Genomic DNA, 22,976 nt, shown 5'->3' on the forward strand with positions numbered 1-22,976 from the left:
ATTAGTACGATTTGAAACAAATGCGACACATTGGAAAGCACTGAATTTACTTGCATTTACCGTGATTTTACTACGTAAACTTTAAACAACTTCATAATCACAATTTCTAATATTTTGAAGAAAGAACTATGAATCGTATTTGTAATTTATTCAATATAAAATACCCCGTCATTCAAGGGGGAATGGTTTGGTGTTCGGGATGGAAACTGGCTTCGGCAGTTAGTAACAGTGGTGGACTGGGGCTGCTTGGTGCCGGATCGATGCACCCCGGAACTTTGGAGGAGCACATTGTGAAAACAAAAGCTGCCACCGATAAGCCATTTGGGGTGAACGTGCCTTTACTGTACCCCGAAACTGAGCGGATTATGAATATTATTGCCGCACACGAAGTGCCGGTGGTTTTTACCTCGGCCGGTAGTCCTAAAAAATGGACCGGCTGGTTAAAAGACAAAGGGATTACTGTGGCACATGTGGTGTCGAGCTCTTTTTTTGCCGGCAAATGCGAGGCCGCCGGTGTTGATGCGATTGTTGCCGAAGGTTTTGAAGCCGGTGGCCACAACGGACGCGAAGAAACCACAACGATGACTTTGATTCCATCGGTACGAAAAGCCACCAACTTACCCTTGCTGGCTGCCGGAGGAATAGGATCGGGAGAGGCCATGCTGGCCGCAATGGTTTTAGGTGCTGATGGGGTGCAGATAGGATCGGCATTTGCTGTGGCCGAAGAATCGTCGGCGCACCCTGCGTTTAAACAATTGGTTACCGAGTTAGGCGAAGGCGGTACAAAACTGGCGCTAAAAAAACTGGCTCCAACGCGGTTGGTAAAGAACAGCTTTTTTAATCAGGTTGACGAAGCCGAAAAAGCCGGGCAATCACCTGAAGCAATGGCCGAATTACTTGGTCGTGGCCGCGCCAAAAAGGGAATGTTCGAAGGCGATCTCGACGAAGGCGAACTGGAAATTGGCCAGGTTTCGGTACAGCTAAATCAGATTAAGCCTGTTGCCGAAATAATGAATGATATTATTAATGCATACGAAGCTGCTCAAAAAGCTGCAGGGCAGGGGCGCTTTGCGTTTTAGCCGGAGAGCATTGGGAGGATGAGCCCGTGGGCGCTGAGACGGTAAGCACTGAGAGGGTGAGACTGAAGGAGATTGTAAAACTGTTAAATTGCAAACTGTTCTTCTCGATGACGTTTTTTCTTTCTCTCTGTGCAACTCTGTGCCTGCTTTGTGGTAAGAAAAGATTGATAGAGATTGATATAAGATTGAAGCAGATTGCAAAGTTGTAAAATAGCAAACAGCAACTGCGACTGATAACTGCGACAGAGAACTGCGACTGCTACTTTTCCTCTCTGTGCAACTCCGTGACTTCTCAGTGCAACTCTGTGGTAGAAATAATTGCAAAACTGATAAATTGCAAACTGTTCTTCTCGATGACGTTTTTTCTTTCTCTCTGTGCAACTCTGTGCCTGCTTTGTGGTAAGAAAAGATTGATAGAGATTGATATAAGATTGAAGCAGATTGCAAAGTTGTAAAATAGCAAACAGCAACTGCGACTGATAACTGCGACAGAGAACTGCGACTGCTACTTTTCCTCTCTGTGCAACTCCGTGACTTCTCAGTGCAACTCTGTGGTAGAAATAATTGCAAAACTGATAAATTGCAAACTGTTCTTCTCGATGACGTTTTTTCTTTCTCTTTGTGGAACTTTGTGCCTGCTTTGTGGTAAGAAAAGATTGATATAAGATTGAAGGAGATTGCAAAGTTGTAAAATAGCAAACAGCAACTGCGACAGAGAACTGCGACTGCTACTTTTCCTCTCTGTGCAACTCCGTGACTTCTCAGTGCAACTCTGTGGTAGAAATAATTGCAAAACTGATAAATTGCAAACTGCGACAGAGAACTGCGACTGCTACTTTCCCTCTCTGTGCAACTCCGTGACTTCTCAGTGCAACTCTGTGGTAAAAAGAATTGCAAAACTGATAAATTGTAAAATTGCAAACTGAGAACTGAAGAACTGCGACTTTTTACCGAATCTTCAATCCATAAAGTATTGAAAAATTAATTTCGTGAATAATGACGGTTGTTTTTTAAATTTTGAAGCATTCTACCCCTAAAAACTTTCACTTAGCGCATAATTCGTATATTTGGTCTGCTTAAAAGTAATGGGTGAAACGAGTCCGGAAAATTGGCGAGTTACATCTTGTTCCATAAAATATAAGCACTTTTAATAAAAATGAAACGGATAGCAATTCAAGGAATAGCCGGCTCTTTTCACGAGGATGCGGCCCGACGATATTTTGATGAAGATATTGAGGTGGTTGAATGTAAGACATTTACTACCGTATGCGATAAGATTGACAATGACGAGGTGGATTATGCGGTTATGGCCATTGAAAATTCCATTGCCGGTAGTTTGTTAAACAATTACCAGTTGATTCGCGATTATCATTTGCGTATTATTGGCGAAATCTACATTCATATTCAAATGAATTTGCTGGTGAATGATGGTGTGAAACCGGAAGATATTAAAGATATTCACTCGCATCCCATTGCTTTGCGGCAGTGTATGGAGTACATCGAACACAATTATCCGAATGCGCAGTTACACGAAAAACTCGATACGGCAGCGTCATCAAAATTAGTATCGGATAAAAACCTAAAAGATGCCGCGTCGATAGCCAATCTGCGGTCGGCCGAATTGTATGGTTTGAATGTGCTGGATACCGGAATTGAAACCAACAAGAAGAACTACACCCGCTTTTGGGTTCTGTCGAAACATGGTAACCCAACCGAAGGAAGCAACAAAGCATCGGTGTGTTTTGAAGTGGGGCACTTTTACGGATCCCTGGCAGCGGTGTTAAATACCTTTGCCAAAAATGAAATCAACCTCACCAAAATTCAGTCGGTACCAAAAATTGGTAAGCCCAATGAATACATGTTCCATGTTGACATCGAATGGGAAAAACCTGATAACTACGATCGCGCTATTCACCAGGTACTGAAATGTGCATCGAGCCTGTCGATTTTAGGCGAATATCAAAAAGGAAACCTGCATAATGAATAAAACTAAAACAATACGATATGAGTAAAATAGCAATTTTTTACGGTCCCGAAGGTGGATCAGTAAACCGCGTGGCAGACAAAATAAAAGAACTAATTGGCGAAGATAAAGTGGAGATGGTAGCCGTTAAAAATGCTTCGGCTGCCGACCTGGAGAAATACGATAAGATAATTTTTGGTCTTTCAACGGTTGGAAAAGATACCTGGGATTCGAGTTTCTCAAGCAACGACTGGGGAAAATTCTTGCCAGAAATTTCAAAGGTGGACTACAGCAATAAAACAGTAGCTGTTTTTGGATTGGGCGATCATGTTACCTATGCACATGCTTTTGTTGACCATATCGGGTTACTGGGAAAAGAGCTGATGAAAAACGATGCCGTTCTAGTTGGTCCGGTTGATACCGAAGGTTATGAGTTTGAAGAATCGGACGCTGTGGTTGACGGAAAATTTATCGGGCTACCGCTCGACGAAGATTTTGAGCCGGAGATGACCGACGAACGTGTAACTGCCTGGGTGGAACAAATTAAACCTGATTTCGGATTCTAAAGACCTTGATTACAGAGACTGGCGGACTGTGAGTTGATGAGACATTGAGCCTGAAAACTGCGATTGTGACTTTTCGCTTTGTGCAACTCTGTGATTTCTCTGCGGCGCTCTGTGGTAAAGGCTGAACGCTGAACTCGAAACCTTGAAATTTAAAGTATGAACAATTCACCTCTCAACAAAAAACTTGTTGAAGAAAAGATAGCGCAATTGCGCATCCCCAATATTGGCAAAGCATCCATTCGCGAAATTGTTGCCCTGGTAAACCTGGTGGAAGAAGCCAGCGATTTTAAATACGTGCGCATGGAAATGGGTGTGCCCGGTTTGCCACCGGCAAAAGTTGGTGTTGAAGCCGAAAAAGAGGCACTCGATCGTGGTGTATCGGCCATTTATCCAATGGTTGACGGAATAAAACCACTGAAGGAAGAATCGTCGAAATTCATTAAAAACTTTTTGAATGTAGATGTGGCACCCGCAGGCTGTATTCCAACTACCGGATCGATGCAGGGAACTTACGCTGCGTTTATGGCGGCCGGAAACTGCGATAAAAAGAAAGATACCGTTTTGTTTATCGATCCCGGATTTCCGGTGCAGAAACAACAAATGATGGTGCTGGGCCAGAAATACGAAACTTTTGATGTATTTAATTACCGCGGCGAAAAGTTGAAGGAAAAACTGGAATCGTTTCTTGCAAAAGGAAACATTAATTCCATTGTATATTCCAATCCAAACAACCCGGCCTGGATTTGCTTTAACGATGAGGAATTACAGATTATTGGCGAGCTGGCCAACAAATACGATGTGATTGTAATGGAAGACCTGGCTTATTTCGGTATGGATTTCCGCACCGATTTCTCGAAGCCGGGAGAAGCGCCATATCCGCCGTCGGTAGCTCATTACACCGATAATTATGTGCTGTTTATAAGCAGTTCGAAAATATTTTCTTATGCCGGTCAGCGCATTGGCATAATGGCCATTTCCGATAAATTGTTTAGCCGCGATTATCCCGACCTGCAGGAGCGTTTTAAAGGAACAACCTTTGGCGCAACCATTACCCTGCGTTTGTTGTATTCGCTTTCGTCGGGTACCAGCCATTCGGCACAGTGGGCACTGGCGGCCATGTTTAAAGCGGCCAACGATGGCGAGTTCAATTTTGTGGATGGCGTAAAAGCCTATGGCGAACGTGCCAAAGAGATGAAACGCCTGTTCCTTGAAAATGGTTTCAAGGTGGTTTACGAAAACGATTTGGGCGTACCCATTGCCGACGGTTTTTATTTCACAATCGGTTATCCGGGGATGACAGGAAACGAGCTGGTTGCCAATTTACTTTTCTACGGAATTAGTGCCATTGCACTCGATAATACCGGTAGCGACGAAGAAGGTATTCGCGCTTGTGTTTCGTTTGTGTTGCCCCATCAGTTTGGCGATCTGGAAGAGCGCCTGAAATTGTTTAACGAGAATTTTTCAAAATAAACTTTTGTCATTCGGAACGCGGGAAGCGAGAGAGAAATCTGTTTTGAAATAGATTTCTCTCCGTTTCTCTTCGAAATGACGGATGAAGATTAGAGCGAAATGGATAGACAAAAGATAATATCGCGATTTGAGCATACCCTGAGCCTGATTGATACTTTCGATTTGAAGAACGAGCCGGTGGTGCTAAAAAAGGGCGAATTATTTATTGACTACGGCGAAAAGAATAAAAAACTGGGCATTCTGCTCGATGGTTTGCTTTTTGCTTCCTATCTGTCCGACAGTGGTACCGAGTGGGTTTCACGCTTTTTCTTTCCTCCCAACAACTTTATTGTAAGTAATCATCGTGGTTTTGTGCTGGGCAAAGATTCGTCCGAGGCCATTCGTGCCTACGAAGATTCGCGCCTGATTTTTATCGAAAAGGACGAGTTTAAAGCTTTGCTCGATGAGAACCATAAGTTTGAACGTACGGTGCGTATTCTTGCCGAAGAAAGTTACATCCAGGCGATGGATCGGATACACTCTTTCCAGTCGCTGAATGCTGAACAACGCATTCGCAAATTTTTTGTAGAATACCCTGAGTTGGCACAGAAATTACAGCGCCAGCACATTGCATCGTATCTTGGAATTCACCGAAACATATTAACCCGGATTCTGTATAAATTGTAGATCTTTATTTGCCTGCTGTTGTATTTATAACCGGAAAAGGCTTTGTGGCTTCGCCCGTGTACAAGGTAAGGTGTGGGAACGGAATTTCGATTCCTTCTGCATCAAAACGGGCTTTTATTTCCTGGAAAACAGAGTTTTTTACCTTCAGGTAGTTTTGCTTCTCGAACCATATTCCCACCAAAATATCGATGCCACTGGCACCAAACGCTTTAAACGTAATCAGTGGTTCAGGCTCGTCTAAACTTAGCGGATTGGCTTTTACCACTTCTTCCAGCACGGTTTTTACTCTTGCCAGGTCTTCTTTATAGGCCACGCTAACAATAATATCGAGGCGTCGGATAGGGAAGCGCGTAACATTTATCAGCTCGGTAGAAATAATGGTCTGATTTGGAATTCGCAAAAGCTGGTTATCAAAAGTTCGTATTTTAATCGACAACAGATCGATGCTAAAAACAACTCCTGCTTTATCGCCAACTTTAATCACATCGCCAATCTCGAACGACTTTTCGCCAACCAGGAAAAATCCGCTAACAATGTTACCAATACTGGTTTGCGAGGCTACACCTATAACCAGTCCGATAACACCTGCAGCACCAAAAAACGGGGCCAGGTTAATCTTTAGCTGGGCAATAACAATAAATGCCAGCAACAGAAAACCGGAGTAGTACACCAGGCGTTGGATAATCATTTTTCGTTGCTGCGACAGGGATTTTGGCAGCAGCCTTTTTACCATAAATGCCACCAGGTAAATAACAGCAATACCAACCACCAAAATGATCAGTGCCCACATCAATCTTTCCAGATTTTCAGCATTAAAATATTTCGAGAAGTCAAATTCCATTATTCTGAGCGATAAATGTTTTTAATAAAATGAAAGTTAATTTTTAGCATGCTTTTGCCTTCGGGGTTTCGTGGTTTGGCAACTATTTCCTGGTTTTCGCCATGCAAAATTTTCGAGAAACCATAACTTACTGAGCTCAGGTAATCTTTTCCCCGGTATTCGAGTTTTACCTGGCTGGTAATAAGGTGATCGTTAAACTTTACCAAGTGCATTTGATCTACACGAATAATAAGCCGTTCGATCTCGAGAGCTGCATTGTCGTTGTTGAAAATGCTTATGGGGCAAATGGCAAATCGCTCATCTGCTTCAATTGTTTTTAAATCGAGGTAGTGATCTGATTCCAGCGCAAATGCTGGTTCGCCATTTACTGTTTCTCCAAACCAGGTGTTCGAAATTTGGTGCAAGGGAAATTCTGTCAGCAGGTTTTCATCTTGTTTTTTACTGGCGTACACCTGAAGAACAAGAGGGATCTTTACAAAAAAAGTTAAACGTTGCCGGGGTGAAATGATTATTCGGCTGCTTTTAAAAACCATTGGTTTTACTGGCAGTGCAGGAGTCAGTATCAGTTTGTTCGATTTCCCGGAGTGGTAATAAGTTCCGTTAACAATTTCGTCGATATTAATCTCCTGTCCGGCGTTTACTCCGTCAAACGATTTTAGGTACCAGCCTTCTTCGTTGCGCTTAATCCCCAGCGTAAAACTGCTGTAGTCGATTAAGGCACTTTCGCCCGGATTCAGTTGCTTTTTACCGTATATAGATAATTTTCCCATAGTCAGATTTTGATAACTAAAATTACCAATTTTTTAGTCCGAAAAGTCATGTGTTGAAAAAAATCCGGCAATACCGGATTGATTTCTACAGCGCTTATTTTAATATAACTGGTAAGTTTGATTTTTGTTGGAGAATGCCAAACGTATTAATCGGAATAATCTGGATTATACAATTCTTCGGCCAAAAGGTGTAAGCGCCAACGATGCCATTTTAAAGTGTTGTTTTGCCCACGGAATACCGATAATTGTGATACCCAGTAGAAGACCAAAAAGTACGTGGGTTAGCATGATCCAGATTCCGCCGATGAATAACCAGAGAATATTCATGATGGTTGAAAGACAGCCGGGAGCATAATTCATGTATTCAATTTTTTGCCCGAAAGGCCAGAGTGCGAGTATGCCCAATTTAAAGGATTGAATACCAAAAGGGATTCCCACAATTGTTATACAAAGTGCGATGCCTGCCAACATGTACTCCAAAAAAATGGCGAAACCGCCGAATAGTAACCAAATTAAGTTTCCTAAGATTTTCATTCGTTTCTTGTATTTGTGTTAAAAACATAACGAAATTACTTATTTCATCGGTTTTTCTGTCGCCAGAAAAGGTAAAACGCCGATAATTACAGACGAGCGTTAACTATTCAGCATTGAAAAGGCAGTATTGTTTCTGCGGTAAACAAATACTTTTTAATTTTAAGCTTTTGAACAGAATGCAAAATTATGATTGAGCAGAAAGAAATAACGCTTCCCGCATTTCGGCGCGGATACCATTTAATTACCCGTTTAATTGAAGAGCAATTACCGGATTTGCCAGAGAAAGGATTGCTGCATATTTTGGTTAAACATACATCGGCCGGAATTACTTTGAACGAAAATGCCGACCCCACTGTGCGCACTGACTTTGAGAATTTTATCAATAAAATGATTCCGGAGAACGATCCGGTTTATGTGCATACTTACGAGGGAGCAGATGATATGCCTGGGCACCTGAAATCGTCGGTTATTGGTGCGGAAGTAACCATACCAATTACCCGCCATCGCTTAAATTTAGGCACCTGGCAGGGCATATATTTTTGCGAATTTCGCGATTACGGCGGATCAAGACGTGTCGTGCTGACCGTTTATAGTTGACAGCATTTTCCATTACAATTGATGGTGTTTTATTTCCACTTTTATTATAATTTTACTTTAGAATTAATTTTATGATATATGAAAATTTCTGTTGATAACTATTCTGAAGAAGAATTACAGGAAGAGGGAGTTTTTGAATGGCCGGTTCGTAAACTCGGGGAGGAAAAAATGGACTGGTATTACGAGGAAACGGAGTTGTGTTATATTCTGGAGGGAGAAGCGGTAATAACAACCGAGTTTGAGGCAACAACAGTGCGGGCAGGTGATTTTGTCACCTTTCCGAAAGGTCTTGAGTGCGTTTGGGACGTTGAGGACGAAATTGAGATGCACTATTCCTGCGAATAATCATTTCTGTTTTTAAAATATTTTATAAAGTTTGTATTAGAACTAACTATTGAATTAGATCTCATGCGAAAAATTTTATTTTTGGTAGTGGCAATCGTTATGTCACTTGGTGCAAACGCTCAGGAAATCGGTAAAGAAACTCAGAAACGGATGCAGTGGTTTGGCGATGCCAAACTGGGCATTTTTATTCACTGGGGCATTTATTCGGTAAACGGCATTGATGAAAGCTGGTCGTTTTTTAACGACTACATTTCGTATGACGATTACATGAATCAACTGGCCGGATTTACTGCCGAAAAATATAATCCGGAAGAGTGGGCGGAATTGATTGCCGGTAGTGGTGCCAAATACGCTGTTCTAACTTCGAAGCACCACGATGGAGTGGCACTTTGGGATACCAAATGCAACGATTTAAATGTGGTTGACAAAACACCGGCCGGTAAAGATTTGGTGGCGCCTTTTGTAAAAGAACTTCGTAAAAACGATTTAAAAGTTGGATTGTACTACTCGTTGCTCGACTGGTCGCATCCTGATTATCCGAATAAAACCCGTAAAATAAAACGTTACGAAAATGACTCGCTTCGCTGGGCCAATTTTGTCGATTTTAACTTGTGCCAGTTGGAAGAGTTGTCGAAACAATTTAAACCCGATTTGTATTGGTTTGACGGCGACTGGGAGCAATCGGCAGAAAAATGGAAAGCAAAAGAGTTGAGCGAGTCGCTACGGAAATGGAATAAAGACGTGATTCTAAACAGCCGCATTCAGGGCTATGGCGATTATGCCACACCCGAGCAGGGACTGCCGGTAACACAGCCTGATGCTCCGTATTGGGAGTTGTGTATGACCATGAACGATAGCTGGGGATATCAGCATAACGACCACAATTATAAAACGCCTAACCAGGTAATTCGCATTCTGGTTGATTGTATCAACAAAGGAGGAAATTTACTGCTGGATATTGGCCCGAAAGCAGATGGCTCAATTTCTGACGAACAGGTTGAAATTTTAAAAGAACTGGGCCGCTGGACCAACAAACATGCTGAAGCCATTTACGGAACACAGGCCGGAATTCCATACGAACATTATTACGGCCCCACTGCACTGAACAAAACCGGGGATATTCTTTATTTATTTGTGCCACACAAACCAAATGGTTCGCTGGTGCTGAAGGGAATTAAAAATAAGATTAACCGGATGTGGGTGGTCGGTAACGGTACCAAGTTAAACTGGGATGTAAAAATGAAGCAATACTGGAGCGCTGTTCCGGGTATTGTTTATATTGATGTTCCGGAAAAGGTATTGGACGAACAGGTTACAGTAATTGCAGTTCTGTTGGACGGAAAAGTTGATCTTTACCGCGAGCAGGGACAAGTGATTGAGAGTAATTAGTGTTGAATGATTATTGAAGAAGTTGGAAGCAACCGAAAATTTATATATTTAAACAGTTTTAAACTTTAGTTTATGAAAACCCAAGAACAGTTAAGTAATGTAATTTTAGCTTTCGTGTTTACCTTGCTTCTTTCGGCGTGCCAGAAGAACCATAATGAGGAGCAAGCTGACTATAACGGAATCTGGGAAATTTATTTCAATATTCCGACGAACACAGGTTATTCAAGTCTGCGATACGAAATAGAGTTGAACAATTCGACCTACTCGGAAAGCTTTCTGGATTATTATTCTGCATCTAACGAATATATTTATAATGTTTGGGAAGGAGAAGTGATAAAAACCGGAAACAAACTTCAATTTGAAGTAACCAGTATGAAAACGTACAATTACGACCCGATTGAAAAAGAAGTGCTTGAGCTGATTTCGGAAACCGTACCCACCGAACCTCACATTGATAGGTCTTTAACGTTAAGTTGGGAAACCGTATTATACACAATGAATAATGGCAACCTTGAAATTCGGGCAGACTGGAACGAAGATGGTGATTACGAGGATACGGACGAAATAATGATTTATATGCCTGTGGATTAATAACTGTAAAAGAATAGGCTAACATACTTTTTCCAATTCACCGGTGAGCAAATACCATAAATAGCCATTTACTTTTGAAAAACCGGTGCTCTGTAAAACTTTGGCATATTCTTTTACCTGATACAGGTATTTGTCTTGTCGTTCGCCGGTTTTGTAATCCACAACAATTGCTTCGTCGCCCGAGAACATTATCCGGTCGGGGCGCAGCAATTTGTCCGAAGTTAGCAGATCGCGTTCGTTAAGCACTTCATAGCTACCATCAAACCACTTTTTAACTTCCGGTAACTGAAGGTTGTTTTGTATGCTTGTTTGAATTTCATCAAACTCTTCTTTTGATACTTTGCCATCGTGCAGCGCTTGTAAACAAGCCGCATTGGCATCGTCGGCCAATACAATTTCAGATAGTATATCGTGAATGATTTTCCCGGTATTTTTTACCGAGTGCTGTTGTTCGTTTTCCATTAAAAAATCCTCGCCATTCAATCGTAAACTTATCTTATCCGAAATGTCGTTAAAGTTGTAATGTTTGATCAGAATGGCTTTCTGATCGTTGTCATCTTTTGGCTGCAGGTCGATTCTGCCAAATTCAAAACGATCCTGTTCTTCGTTAAAACAATCGGCAAATTCCTCCTGCTTGCTCTGGTTTGCCAATGCTTTGTGCAATAAATAATGAATGGGTTTGCCCGAGCCTGAATTATTTTTGCTCTCTTTTGGCATAGGGCAGTTGGCGATAAGTACCGACGCGGCACGTGTAAAGGCTACATAAACCAGGTTCAGCGAATCAATGTAATAATTCATTTTTTCCTCGAAATACATGGGCGCAAATTCCGATGTTTCCATGTGTTTACCGGCCTGAATGGGTAGTAACGGAAATTTATTGAACGGCTCAGATTGTGGCTTGCACCAAAGCAGCGGTGCCGTGTTTCCGCTCCAGCTGGTTTTCCAGTCGAGATAGGGGAGCAACACAGCTTTAAACTCCAGCCCTTTTGATTTGTGCACGGTCATCAGGCGAATGGAACTTACTTCTTCGTTTACATTTACCGATGTGTTGCTTCCTTTTTCATTCCACCAGTACAGCAGGTTCGACAAATCGTTGGATAAGGATATTTTTAACTCGCCGGCTTTATCGATCAGAGTTTGCAGAAACGGCAATTCCGACTCGAAATTAAACAAGCCAAAAAGTGAACAAATATGTGTGATGGTTTCATCCAATGAAGTCAGTAAAACCTTACGTTTTACCTGATCCAGTTTGCCGGCTAATTCAGCCTTAAATTCTTCGTCAAAACCGGGTTGAAGGTGCCAATTGCTATAATCGTTAAAATCAAGCAAACTTTGTCCGTTGTTTGAATGAACCGGTATGCCCATGCTTTTTAAGCCGGATTTTAGCCAGCTCTGCCACAGGTGCAGCAGGGTGGCTTGTGTAATTTTATTTTCCGGATCGATCAACAATTCGATGGTACTTATCACAACCAAAACGGCTTTCGAGGCATGTAAAAACAACGATTCGTTTGACAGTACCGAAAGGTTATACTTTTTATTCTCCGGGAGCTTGGCAGCCGCTAAAAAGGCTTCGATAATGGGGCCGCCTTCTTTGTTCTTGCGAATTAAAATGGCAATGTCACGGGCTTTAATTCCCTGATCCTGCAAGTATTTTAACTGCTCAACCAATTGTTCGGTAGCTGTTTCCTGAAAGTCATCTTCCGGCAGAAAATTGATTTGTGTGAAACCTGTTGCTTCATCATTTGTTTTGCCGGCTTCCTGTTGGTACGACGAGTATATATGATCGAACTTTTGAATGTAGGCCTCCCGGTTTTCAAGCGAACCGATCAGGTAATCTGCAAAAGCTGTTTTTAGCTCACCAAAAATAGCGTTGTTAAAAGCGATGATATTTTTATCGCTTCGCCAGTTTTTTTCAAGAGTAAAGTCCTGTTTTTGTTCCGGCGAAAACTGAGCATCCAGCTGCTCGGCCAAAATGCTCCAGTCGCTGTTGCGCCAGCGGTAAATCGACTGTTTTACATCGCCCACAATAAGGTTGGCATTTCCTTCGGCCAGCGAGTTTTCAAGCAGCGGACGGAAGTTTTTCCATTGCAAACCCGAGGTGTCCTGAAACTCATCGAGCATAAAATATTTGTAGTAATTACCGATTTTTTCGTACACAAAAGGCGAATCGCTTTGCCCGATAATTTTGCTCAGCAAAAGGTTGGAGTCGGAAAGTTGCAAGGCGCCTTTTTCCTGTTGAATTTTTTGAATTTCTACTTTTAGATCGGTTAAAATTCCGAGCATGCGAAGCTGACTGAGAGCGGCAAGAGCGGTGTTGTATCGTGTCCAGTTTGTATCGTAATATTGTACAATATCAATTAACATTGGCTGCAGACGGGTTTCGGCAGCTGACAGAATTTCATCGCGACGTTTGCTGCTTTTCGAACTCCATTTTTCAATATCTTCAGCACAATTGCGCACTGTTTGTGTGAAGTTGGGAAGAAGGCCATTGGCGAGCTTAACAAAAAAGCTGCCGATACTTCTGCTTGCACCGCCTGAAAAATCTGCCGGTCCAAGATTTAGTGCTTCCATGGCAGCCACTGTATTTTCACCTTTTGACTTTAGCGTGCTTTCAAAATGTCTTTTTATCTGGCGCAACTCTTTACCAAATTCATTCAGGTTTTCGCGGTTATAAACCGATTCGCCTTCATCGGGAAAAAACACCTGGAACGATTCTTTAAACAACTCTCTTCCCAGGTTTTTTATATCGTCGTCGATGCGCTGGCTGCGGTTGGCTTCAATTTTTTCTCTACTGAATTCGCGCAACCATTTCAATAGGTTTTTATCGTCATTTATGCGGGTTAGCAACCGGTCGGAAGCTTCCTGTAAAAGAAGGTCGTTGTCGAGTTCTACCGTGAAATTTGGCGAAATACCCAGCTCGCGGTTAAAGGATTTAATTACTTTCTGCGTAAACGAATCGATCGTATTTATGGAAAAACGATTGTAGTCGTGCAGAATATTTTTAAGCACTTCTTTGGCGCGTTGCCGAATAAATTGCTCGGTGTAATTATTGTCTTTTTGCAGAGGCTCAATGTAGGGCGAGTCTTTCTCAATGGCCAGCAAATGCAGTTGATCGAGAATCCTGCTTTTCATTTCGTTGGTGGCCTTATTGGTAAAAGTAACCGCCAGAATATGTTTGTAATTGTAAGGATTGCTCAGGATGATTTTCAGGTATTCAACAACCAGTTGAAAGGTTTTCCCTGATCCGGCAGAAGCTTTGTAAACGGTAAGCATGAATGTGATCTGAGTTTAAAGTTCAGTTTTTAAAGATAAGATTTTGCGTGGAGGAAGCAAGACTAAAATCCCGGTGGTCCCATTCGGTTTTGCTGAATGCTGATGCTGGTTTCGATCTTAAATTTCTTTGAAACCTTGTATTGCATAAATAGGGTAGAGCCGTAGGCATCAAAATAGTTGGAATTCTGATTGGGAAGCGGTGCCGAATTAATGAGATTAGCCCCGTAACTGTAACCGCCAATTATAAATTTGTCGCCCAGTTCGAATGCAGATGAACTTAGCAGTTCAGCATTGTAATAATAAGGCGAAACAATATCAGATCCGTGAAATGACAAACTGGTATAATTAAATTGAGGGAAAGCGGCCAGTGCCAGGGTGTAGCGGCTTTGGTAAAACTGGTTCATATTAAATGCCGGAAGCTGCAAATCATCCATCAGGTAATTGGCGCCCATACCTCCGTTAATCAGGTTGTAATATTCGATTTGGCGGTGCTGAAAGACTTCGCTCGAATCCACTTCGCCAAAATCCATTTGCAAACCTTGCTGGGCAAATGCCTGCAAACCCAAAAACAGTAGGATTGTAATTAAAACTGATCGCATAGCTTTTATTATATAATGCTATACAAAAGTATCATTTATTACGAGGGCATTTAAAAAAAATGAGCTTAAAAACTGTTAACGCATTATCAGTTCGTGGCGCTGTTTTATCTCGTTGTAAAGTTCGTCGTTGATTTTATACAACGGTAAACGAAGGATATTTTCAATGGTTCCCTGAATATTCATAAGCGCTTTAATACCGCCCGGATTACCTTCGCGAAACAGAAGCTGGAACATTTCAATTAATTCGAAATGTATTTTTCGTGCCCCTGCAAAATCATTGGCCAGTGTCAGATGCATCATTTTACTGATTTTCTCGGGGTAAGCATTTGCTGCCACCGAAATAACCCCTTGTCCGCCAATAGCAGCAATGGTGATTGCCAGCAGGTCGTCGCCCGAAATTACTGAAAAATCATCCGGCGTGTATTTGCCAATTTTAGTTATTTGCGAATGTTGGCCCGAGGCTTCTTTAATGGCCACAAATTTATCCGATGCTTCCGTTAAACGCCCAACAGTGGTTGCCTCCAGGTTTATTCCTGTGCGCGATGGTACATTGTAAAGAATAATTGGCACCGGACTGGCTTTGGCAATTTCAAGGTAGTGGCGATACATTCCTTCCTGCGAAGGTTTGTTGTAAAAAGGTGTTACAACCAAAATTCCGTCGATACCTTCAAAGTTAAAATTGTCGATTTGGTTGCACATGGTGCGGGTGTCGTTACCGCCCATTCCAACAACAACCGGCAAACCATTGGCTTTTTCTTTCACCAGTTCAACCACATGTGCTTTTTCATCAGTGGATAATGTAGCTGTTTCAGCTGTTGTACCCAAGGCAACAAGATAGTCAATGCCACCTTTTACCTGGTTTTCAATTATGGTTTCCAGTGCTTTGTAATCAACCTGATCGTTTGTTGTGAACGGAGTAATTAGCGCTACTCCTGCGCCTTTGAAATATCGACTCATGAATCTGTTCTGTTGTTTAGTTGCGCAAGATAGAAAATTTGTTGTTCGGCTAAAAACATTGCATCCTTATTTTGGTCAAGCTTAATATTCAGATCGAAGTAGGAATTATCGGCTTCAGAACTTCCAATTTTGAATTTAGCATGCGATAATGCTGTGATATAATCGACGGCGTAATTTTTCTCGGCAGCCAGGCATAGCAGCAGATCGAGCTCCATTTCGATAAAGTCATTCACTTTTTCGGGTTTCGGAATTCCCCACCAATTCAGGTCGTTTACTGTTAATGAATTGGCTTCAGCGGCCGGGTTTGAGTCGCTGTCGAATAGGCAGTAATCGCGAAAAATAGCGCCGTGGTGGTTAAAATAATCGCGGAGATATTGTGCCGCCGGTTTCTCCGATGGTTGCCAGATTACTCCTACTTTTGAATGTAAAGCCAGATCTGGAATTACCGGTGTACGTTGCTGTGCTGCTACCATCTTCCGGAGTTTTCGGTAGGCATATTTTTCTTTCCATCCCATAATGCAGTGTCTTATTTTCTTTGCTTCTTTTTTGGATTACAGGTTTTACAAAAATCACCCAGCTTGTCCAGTTCTTCCAGCGACCATTGCATCCACTTTTCAATTTCCGAATCGAGCGTGCCGTTAAACGTGTCGCTTTCTACCTGCGAAAGCAGTTTGGCATGCTCGGCATAAGCTCGCTGATGCAGTTCCGATGGCCCTTTTGTTAGCATCGTTTTACGCTCTTCAAAAAACTTTTCACGCATGTTGCGGGCCTGAATTTCGTACAAATTAAAAATCAGTTGCTGATAGCGCAATAAACGTGCTGTAGCTTCTTCCGTTCCGTCATCCATGTAAGAAGCGTCTTTTTGAAATTTGCACGATACATTTTCATTCATGTTGCGGTTCAGCACCAGGTTCAGTCCACCGGTTTCGTACTCCACCGAAAAACTTCCCGAGGCGGTTTGCATTTGCCCGCTGTTGGGCGCTTTTGCCTGAAAATCGCTTTTTTGAAGTTGATAGTCGGCCGACCACTCAATAATATTTTGAGCATTGGAAGCCACTGATAAAAGGAGTGTTATTGATAAAAGAAGAATTGTTTTTGTCATAGTATAAACAACTTATTTAGCTTCAACTGTAATTTTTTGCGTCATTATTTTCTACAAACTATTCGATCATTTTCAGGAAATCTTCCTCGCTGATCATTGGAATACCCAGCTTCTCCACTTTTTGAAGTTTACTTGGCCCAACATTGCTTCCGGCGAGCATGTAGCTCGTTTTTTTCGAGATGGAGCCCACATTTTTGCCACCATTTTGCTCAATTAATTTTTTTAGCTCGTCGCGCGAATGTTGCTCGAATGTACCCGAAATAACAATGCTTAATCCTTCCAGTTTGTTGGTTTGTCCTTCCAGCTGGTCTTCGCTGATGGAAAACTGAAGTCCGTATTCTTTCAGGTGTTGAATAAACTGCAGGTGTTCCTCGTTCGAGAACCACTCCACAACACTCTCGGCAATGCGGTCGCCAATTTCATCAATTTCAACCAACTGTTCTTTGGTTTGCTGCTGAATATTTTCGATGGTATGCAACTTTTTTACCAGCGTTTTTGCTACTGTTTCGCCAACAAAACGAATTCCCAGCGCAAAAAGTACCCGCTCGAACGGAACTTGTTTTGATGCTTCCAAACCATCGAGAATGCGTTGTGCTGATTTATCGGCCATACGTTCAAGGTTTAGCAGTTGCTCTTTTTGTAGTTGGTAGAGTTGCGTAATGTTTTTTGCCAAACCTTCGTTGTAAAGCAAATCAATGGTTTCCTGACCAATGCCATCAATATCCATGGCTTTCCGGCTGACAAAATGCTCCATTTTACCTTTTATTTGTGGCGGACAGGCATCTTCGTTCGGACAATAATGAGCGGCTTCACCTTCTTTTCGTATCAGTTTTGTTCCGCACTCGGGGCACGATTCGATAAACTGTACCCGCTGAAACATCGGGTGGCGTTTGGCCGGATCAACGCCTGTGATTTTCGGAATGATTTCGCCACCTTTTTCCACAAAAACCGTGTCGTCTATGTGTAAATCCAGGTTGCTGATAATATCGGCATTGTGCAGCGACGCCCGTTTTACAATGGTTCCGGCAATAAGCACCGGTTCGAGATTAGCTACCGGCGTAATGGCTCCTGTGCGGCCTACCTGGTACGAAACCGATTTTAAAATGGTGGCAACGCTTTCGGCTTTAAATTTATAAGCAATGGCCCAGCGTGGCGACTTGGCTGTAACTCCAAGGTTATTTTGCAACTTGCGCGAGTTTACTTTTATTACAATGCCATCGGTAGCAACCGGCAGGTTAAAACGTTCAGAATCCCACTTTTCGATAAATGCGAACACTTCATCAATATTTTTACAAAGCTGAGTATGCTCCGAAATTTTAAAACCCCATTCGCGTGCTTTTTGCAGGCTTTCGTAATGACCGTCTTCCGGCAAATTTTCGCCAAGCACATAATACAGGTAGGCATCCAGTTTTCGGGAGGCTACAATCGACGAGTTTTTCATTTTTAGTGTTCCGGCAGCTGTATTTCGCGGATTGGCCAGCAACGGTTCGCCTGCTTTTTCCAGGGCTGCATTCAGTCTGTTAAACTCGTTGAAAGGCAGTAAAATTTCGCCACGAATCTCAAAACTTTCGGGGTAATCGTTTCCGCGTAATTTTAAAGGTACCGATTGAATGGTGCGTACGTTGTTGGTTACATCGTCGCCTTTAACACCATCGCCGCGGGTGACAGCGCGCACTAATTCGCCATTTTCGTAGGTCAGGCTAATCGATGATCCATCGAATTTCAACTCGCACACGTACTCATAATCGTTGGTGCCAATAATTTTATGAATGCGGTTGTCGAAATCCTTTAGTTCTTCCTGCGAGTAAGCATTCGATAACGACAACATGTTGTACTTGTGCGTTACCTGCTGAAAGTCGGAGCTTAAATCGCTTCCCACGCGCTGCGTTGGCGAGTTGGGGTCGTTAATGTCGTATTGTTTTTCAAGGCGCTCCAGCTCTTTTAATTTCATGTCGAAATCAAAATCGCTGATTGATGGTTGCGCCAAAACGTAGTATTTATAGTTATGTTCGGCCAGTTCGGCCTGCAATTCTTTAATTCGTTGTAGATCCAGTTCGCTGCTCATTCGTGCACTAATTGTAAATGTTTCAAGATGATTTTTCAAAGATAATTCGTTGGACGAAACGAGCATAAATTTTTACACTCCAAATTTCAATTAACCTCTAAATCGCCTAAAAGGGACTTGGTCGTATTCCTCTTTAGGGGGCGGGGGTAAAACAACCCACCGATTAAACAATTTGCACTCGAAATTCTTTATGTAGTAAAAGGAGATACAATTATGGCATTTACACTCGAACCAGGAAAAAAAGCAATCGATTTTAATCTTCAGGCTACCGACGGGAAAAGGTATTCATTGGAAAGTTTTAAGGATTCGAAATATTTAGTGGTGTTTTTTACCTGTAACCACTGCCCCTATGTGATAAACAGCGACGAAGTTACCCGCAGAACGGCTGAACGTTTTAAACCTCTTGGTGTTGAGTTTGTTGGAATTAACTCGAACAGCAAAAATACCTACGAAGAGGATGATTTTGACCACATGGTGGAACGCATGAAGGAGCACCGTTTTCCGTGGAAGTATTTGTACGACGAATCGCAGGAAGTGGCATTGGCCTATGGTGCGCTGCGGACTCCACATTTTTATGTTCTCGATGAAAACCGCGAATTGGTTTACACCGGAAGGGGAGTTGACAGTCCGCGCGATGCATCAAAAATAACGGTAAACGATTTGGCGAATGCGTTGGAAGAACTGACCCGGGGAAAGGCCATTTCAGTTCCGGTAACCAACCCGATTGGGTGCAACGTAAAATGGGAAGGTAAACACAAACACTGGATGCCCGCTGATGCGTGTGATTTGGGTTGGTAGTGTTTCAAGGCAAAAGTTAAAAGTAGAAAGGCAAAAGTTACTAGCGACTAGCCGCGAGTTTTTAGTCGCAGTTGGCAATTTTACAATTGGATTTTACCACAGAGTTGCGCAGAGAAGACGCGGAGTTTCGCAGAGAGAAGGAAGACGCAGACTGCTTAAAATTACAATTTAACAGTTCGGCAATTTAACAATTAAGTTCTGCCACAGAGTTGCACTGAGAAGACGCGGAGTTTCACCGAGAGGAAAAGTCTCATTCACTGTTTGCAATTTTTACAATTTATCAATTCTACAATCCCGGAAAATCTCATTGTCTCAAAGTCTCAGTGCTCCATCTTCATTAATCTCAAAACCAATCTCCATCAATCTAATAATCAATCTTTCTTAAAAGCTTGTTAATAACTCGCTTTTTCATCCCCCATCATTACTTGTATATTTGCAACACTTATGATTGTTTGTATTGCAGAGAAACCAAGTGTTGCCAAAGAAATTGCTCAGGTAATTGGGGCAGGTTCGCGAAAAGATGGTTATTACGAGGGAAACGGTTACCAGGTAACCTGGACCTTTGGTCACTTTTGTACGCTCTGGCCGCCAGAGGATTACGACTCGAAGTGGAAACGCTGGGATTTGCATACACTGCCCATGTTGCCCAAACGTTTTGAAACAAAAGTGATGACAGGCGACGGTGGCGTAACCAAACAATTCAATACCATTAAAAGCTTATTGGATAAAGCCGAACAGGTAATTAACTGTGGCGATGCCGGTCAGGAAGGAGAGCTTATTCAGCGCTGGGTGATGAAAGAGGCCGGCTACAAAGGCGAAGTGAAGCGATTGTGGATTTCGTCGCTAACGAACGAAGCCATTAAAACCGGTTTTCAGAAACTCGTACCGGCTGAAAAATTTGACAACCTGTATTATGCGGGCAGCTCCAGGGCTATTGGCGACTGGCTGCTGGGAATGAACGCCACACGTTTATATACACTGAAATATGGTGGTTACAAACAGGTTTTGTCCATCGGGCGGGTGCAAACCCCAACATTGGCGATGCTGGTAACGCGCCATTACGAAATCGAGAATTTTAAACCCGAACCGTATTGGGAGCTGCAAACCACCTATCGCGAAACGGTTTTTAGCAATACCGAAGGAAAGTTTTTCAAAAAAGAAGACGGCGAAAAACTGCTGAACCAGGTGTTGGGTAAGGATTTGTACATTACCGATGTTGAGAAGAAAGACGGACAGGAATATGCGCCGAAACTTTTCGACCTCACCAGTTTGCAGGTGCATTGCAACACCCGTTTTGGACTAACTGCAGATGAAACCCTGAAAACCATACAGCGCCTGTACGAAATGAAAGTGGTTACCTATCCGCGTGTTGATACCACTTTTCTGCCCAACGATCAGTACCCAAAAATACCCGGAATTTTAAAGGGGCTAAAAAGTTACAGTGACTTGGCGCAGCCGCTTTTGGCAAAGAAAATACGAAAATCGACTAAAGTTTTTAACGACAAAAAAGTTACCGATCACCATGCGATTATTCCAACCGGCGAAGAGAAATTGCTGGGCGGTAACGAGAAAAAGGTTTACGATGCCATTGCCCGACGTTTTTTGGCCGCGTTTTATCCCGATTGTAAAGTGGCCAAAACACAGGTGAAAGCCGAAGTTGATACGGTGCAATTTGTGGCAAACGGAAAACAAATTCTGCAACCCGGATGGCGCGTGGTTTTTCAGGATGAGAATTCGAAAAGCGGTGACGGCGACAGTATTTTACCTGCCTTTACAAAAGGAGAGCATGGTCAGCACGAGCCGTCGTTTACCGAGAAGGAAACAAAACCGCCACGTTATTACACCGAAGCATCTTTACTTCGCGCCATGGAAACGGCCGGTAAAAATGTGGACGACGACGAACTGCGCGACCTGATGAAAGCCAACGGAATCGGGCGTCCGTCAACACGTGCTGCAATTATCGAGACTTTGTTCCGGCGTAAATATATTGAAAGGCAGAAAAAGCAGATACATCCTACAAAAGTGGGAATTCAGCTAATTGACATCATTCATAATGAACTATTAAAATCGGCAGAATTAACCGGACAGTGGGAAAAACGATTGCGTGACATTGAGCAGGGAGAATACAGCGCCTCGAAATTTATTTACGAGATGAAACGTATGGTTTACGATTTGGTCGTTGAGGTGCTACGCGATCGTAGCTCGGTAAAACTGGTTGCTCCTGAAGCGGAAAGCAAGGAAAAAGGTAAAAGGCAAAAGGCAAAAGGAGAAAGGCAAAAGGCAAAAGGAAAAGGGCACAAGTCGGATGATGCTGGCAACGGTGAAATGACTTGTCCGAAATGTTCGGAAGGAAAGGTGCTGAAAGGTAAAAATGCTTATGGCTGTAACCGTTGGAAAGAAGGTTGCGATTTCAGGCTGCCATTTGTTTTTATGGAGAAAAAGCTCACCGACAAACAGGTTGAGCGCTTGTTAAAAAAGGGAGCCACCACAAAACTCAAAGGTTTTAAAATGGGTGATAAAAAAGTGGAAGGTATTCTGCAGCTCACTTCGGATTGTAATGTGGAGTTTGTGGATAAATCTCCGGCTGAAAAGAATACTGCCGACTCAACGCCAAAATGTCCAAAATGTGGCGGAAAAATTATAAAAGGAAAAACCGCTTACGGTTGCAGCAACTGGAAAGAGGGCTGCGATTTTAAATTCACCTTCGATGCTATTCGCGAAAAAGCTGCCGGCCGAAAACTGACGAAAGAGTTGGTGCTGGAAATCATTAGCAGCTAATTAATCTAAATAAGTGTTTTAGGCTTTATTGAATACCGTTTTTGACTTTTGATGGCAAGAGCGTACAGAATTCCTTCCGTTTTTCTTAGAGGTTTATCAGCAAAATTGAAGTAGGCCTGGGTGATTTGCCCAAAATCGGGCAATAACGCATGGAGTGGGTGTTTTGTTACCTTCATAATCATATATTTGTGTAAGAGGACAATACAAACCATTAAGCGATGAAAAAGATTTTAGTTGTCGACGATAAATCGTCGATTAGCAAGCTAATCGTACAGTTTCTAAGTACCAATTACGAAGTTGAAACCAAAGAAGATGGACTTCAGGCTTTAAGTTGGCTGCAGGAAGGAAACATTCCCGATTTAATTTTAACAGATTTGCAAATGCCGAATCTCGACGGATTTGAGTTAATCGAACATGTACGATCGAGTGGATATTTTAAAGACGTGCCAATTATTGTTTTGAGCAGTCTTGACAGTAGTAATGATCGTATAAAGTGCCTTAAAATGGGTGCTGAAGATTACCTTGTAAAACCATTTAATCCGGAAGAACTGATTATTAGAATCGACCGTATTCTTAAACGCTAAAACCAACCG

Annotated in this window: 22 protein-coding genes; 12 read left to right on the forward strand and 10 right to left on the reverse strand. The window is 42.4% G+C overall.

The genetic code is table 11. The features are described 5' to 3' along the window. The first annotated feature begins 128 nt into the window (after positions 1–128). The 5 genes from BMW53_RS15575 to BMW53_RS15600 all read left to right on the forward strand — a co-directional run bounded on the left by BMW53_RS15575 (position 129) and on the right by BMW53_RS15600 (position 5,744). Positions 129–1,079: an NAD(P)H-dependent flavin oxidoreductase gene (locus BMW53_RS15575; RefSeq protein WP_038562884.1), complete on the forward strand. Its 951-nt coding sequence runs from the start codon at positions 129–131 to the stop codon at positions 1,077–1,079. A gap of 1,156 nt (positions 1,080–2,235) precedes the next feature. Then, positions 2,236–3,066 carry a prephenate dehydratase gene (locus tag BMW53_RS15585; RefSeq protein WP_038562881.1) on the forward strand — a complete coding sequence of 277 codons (831 nt, stop codon included), beginning with the start codon at positions 2,236–2,238 and terminating at the stop codon, positions 3,064–3,066. Between the two features lie 17 nt (positions 3,067–3,083). Then, complete coding sequence (locus tag BMW53_RS15590; RefSeq protein WP_038562878.1) at positions 3,084–3,608, forward strand: flavodoxin; 525 nt, start codon at positions 3,084–3,086, stop codon at positions 3,606–3,608. A gap of 156 nt (positions 3,609–3,764) precedes the next feature. Further along, positions 3,765–5,078: an aminotransferase class I/II-fold pyridoxal phosphate-dependent enzyme gene (locus tag BMW53_RS15595; protein WP_038562876.1), complete on the forward strand. Its 1,314-nt coding sequence runs from the start codon at positions 3,765–3,767 to the stop codon at positions 5,076–5,078. A gap of 99 nt (positions 5,079–5,177) precedes the next feature. Further along, positions 5,178–5,744 (forward strand): Crp/Fnr family transcriptional regulator, encoded by a 567-nt coding sequence (locus BMW53_RS15600; protein ID WP_038562873.1) that lies wholly within the window; start codon positions 5,178–5,180, stop codon positions 5,742–5,744. Between the two features lie 4 nt (positions 5,745–5,748). On the opposite strand, the gene BMW53_RS15605 is transcribed toward BMW53_RS15600, so the two are convergent. The 3 genes from BMW53_RS15605 to BMW53_RS15615 all read right to left on the reverse strand — a co-directional run bounded on the left by BMW53_RS15605 (position 5,749) and on the right by BMW53_RS15615 (position 7,889). Continuing rightward, on the reverse strand, positions 5,749–6,585 hold the full coding sequence (locus tag BMW53_RS15605; protein WP_038562870.1) for a mechanosensitive ion channel family protein: 837 nt from the start codon (positions 6,583–6,585) through the stop codon (positions 5,749–5,751). Beyond that, a complete protein-coding gene (locus BMW53_RS15610; RefSeq protein WP_038562868.1) occupies positions 6,585–7,355 on the reverse strand; it encodes a DUF432 domain-containing protein in 771 nt (256 codons plus the stop codon). Before BMW53_RS15610 ends, BMW53_RS15605 begins: the two co-directional genes overlap by 1 nt. A 165-nt stretch (positions 7,356–7,520) precedes the next feature. Next, positions 7,521–7,889, reverse strand: a complete 369-nt coding sequence (locus BMW53_RS15615; protein ID WP_038562865.1) for a YccF domain-containing protein — start codon at positions 7,887–7,889, stop codon at positions 7,521–7,523. Between the two features lie 186 nt (positions 7,890–8,075). Between BMW53_RS15615 and BMW53_RS15620 the strand changes: the two genes are divergently transcribed. From BMW53_RS15620 to BMW53_RS15635, 4 genes are all read left to right on the forward strand, one after another. Then, positions 8,076–8,486 carry a secondary thiamine-phosphate synthase enzyme YjbQ gene (locus BMW53_RS15620; RefSeq protein ID WP_038562862.1) on the forward strand — a complete coding sequence of 137 codons (411 nt, stop codon included), beginning with the start codon at positions 8,076–8,078 and terminating at the stop codon, positions 8,484–8,486. Between the two features lie 78 nt (positions 8,487–8,564). Further along, the gene (locus BMW53_RS15625) at positions 8,565–8,831 is read left to right on the forward strand and encodes a cupin domain-containing protein (RefSeq protein ID WP_038562860.1); all 267 of its coding nucleotides are present in this window, start codon (positions 8,565–8,567) and stop codon (positions 8,829–8,831) included. A gap of 63 nt (positions 8,832–8,894) precedes the next feature. Beyond that, positions 8,895–10,220 (forward strand): alpha-L-fucosidase, encoded by a 1,326-nt coding sequence (locus BMW53_RS15630; protein WP_038562857.1) that lies wholly within the window; start codon positions 8,895–8,897, stop codon positions 10,218–10,220. A gap of 72 nt (positions 10,221–10,292) precedes the next feature. After that, complete coding sequence (locus BMW53_RS15635) at positions 10,293–10,811, forward strand: hypothetical protein (RefSeq protein ID WP_038562854.1); 519 nt, start codon at positions 10,293–10,295, stop codon at positions 10,809–10,811. Between the two features lie 18 nt (positions 10,812–10,829). On the opposite strand, the gene BMW53_RS15640 is transcribed toward BMW53_RS15635, so the two are convergent. The 6 genes from BMW53_RS15640 to ligA form a co-directional block, all read right to left on the reverse strand. Then, positions 10,830–14,084, reverse strand: coding sequence for a UvrD-helicase domain-containing protein (locus BMW53_RS15640; protein WP_038562851.1), 3,255 nt, complete (start codon positions 14,082–14,084; stop codon positions 10,830–10,832). Between the two features lie 62 nt (positions 14,085–14,146). Then, positions 14,147–14,683, reverse strand: a complete 537-nt coding sequence (locus BMW53_RS15645) for a hypothetical protein (RefSeq protein WP_038562849.1) — start codon at positions 14,681–14,683, stop codon at positions 14,147–14,149. Positions 14,684–14,758: 75 nt separating this feature from the next. Next, on the reverse strand, positions 14,759–15,640 hold the full coding sequence (gene dapA, locus BMW53_RS15650) for a 4-hydroxy-tetrahydrodipicolinate synthase (protein ID WP_038562846.1): 882 nt from the start codon (positions 15,638–15,640) through the stop codon (positions 14,759–14,761). Next, entirely contained in the window at positions 15,637–16,155 is a 519-nt protein-coding gene (locus BMW53_RS15655; RefSeq protein ID WP_038562844.1) for a DUF6913 domain-containing protein, read from the reverse strand. Before BMW53_RS15655 ends, dapA begins: the two co-directional genes overlap by 4 nt. Positions 16,156–16,166: 11 nt before the next feature. Continuing rightward, a complete protein-coding gene (locus tag BMW53_RS15660; protein ID WP_038562841.1) occupies positions 16,167–16,742 on the reverse strand; it encodes a hypothetical protein in 576 nt (191 codons plus the stop codon). 58 nt (positions 16,743–16,800) lie between these two features. Further along, positions 16,801–18,807, reverse strand: a complete 2,007-nt coding sequence (gene ligA, locus BMW53_RS15665) for an NAD-dependent DNA ligase LigA (protein WP_038565616.1) — start codon at positions 18,805–18,807, stop codon at positions 16,801–16,803. A gap of 213 nt (positions 18,808–19,020) precedes the next feature. Here ligA and BMW53_RS15670 point away from each other — a divergent pair, with 213 nt between their 5' ends. Together BMW53_RS15670 and BMW53_RS15675 are read left to right on the forward strand one after the other, a co-directional pair. Continuing rightward, the gene (locus BMW53_RS15670; RefSeq protein WP_038562837.1) at positions 19,021–19,605 is read left to right on the forward strand and encodes a thioredoxin family protein; all 585 of its coding nucleotides are present in this window, start codon (positions 19,021–19,023) and stop codon (positions 19,603–19,605) included. A gap of 444 nt (positions 19,606–20,049) precedes the next feature. Next, positions 20,050–22,383, forward strand: coding sequence for a DNA topoisomerase 3 (locus BMW53_RS15675; protein WP_038562834.1), 2,334 nt, complete (start codon positions 20,050–20,052; stop codon positions 22,381–22,383). Between the two features lie 5 nt (positions 22,384–22,388). Here BMW53_RS15675 and BMW53_RS20980 read toward each other — a convergent pair whose 3' ends face one another. Further along, entirely contained in the window at positions 22,389–22,559 is a 171-nt protein-coding gene (locus BMW53_RS20980; RefSeq protein ID WP_157470893.1) for a hypothetical protein, read from the reverse strand. A gap of 42 nt (positions 22,560–22,601) precedes the next feature. On the opposite strand from BMW53_RS20980, the gene BMW53_RS15680 reads away from it, so the two are divergent. Then, the gene (locus BMW53_RS15680; protein WP_038562829.1) at positions 22,602–22,967 is read left to right on the forward strand and encodes a response regulator transcription factor; all 366 of its coding nucleotides are present in this window, start codon (positions 22,602–22,604) and stop codon (positions 22,965–22,967) included. The last annotated feature ends 9 nt before the right edge of the window (positions 22,968–22,976 follow it).

The sequence above is a fragment of the Draconibacterium orientale genome, from assembly GCF_900111425.1.
Lineage (GTDB): Bacteria > Bacteroidota > Bacteroidia > Bacteroidales > Prolixibacteraceae > Draconibacterium > Draconibacterium orientale.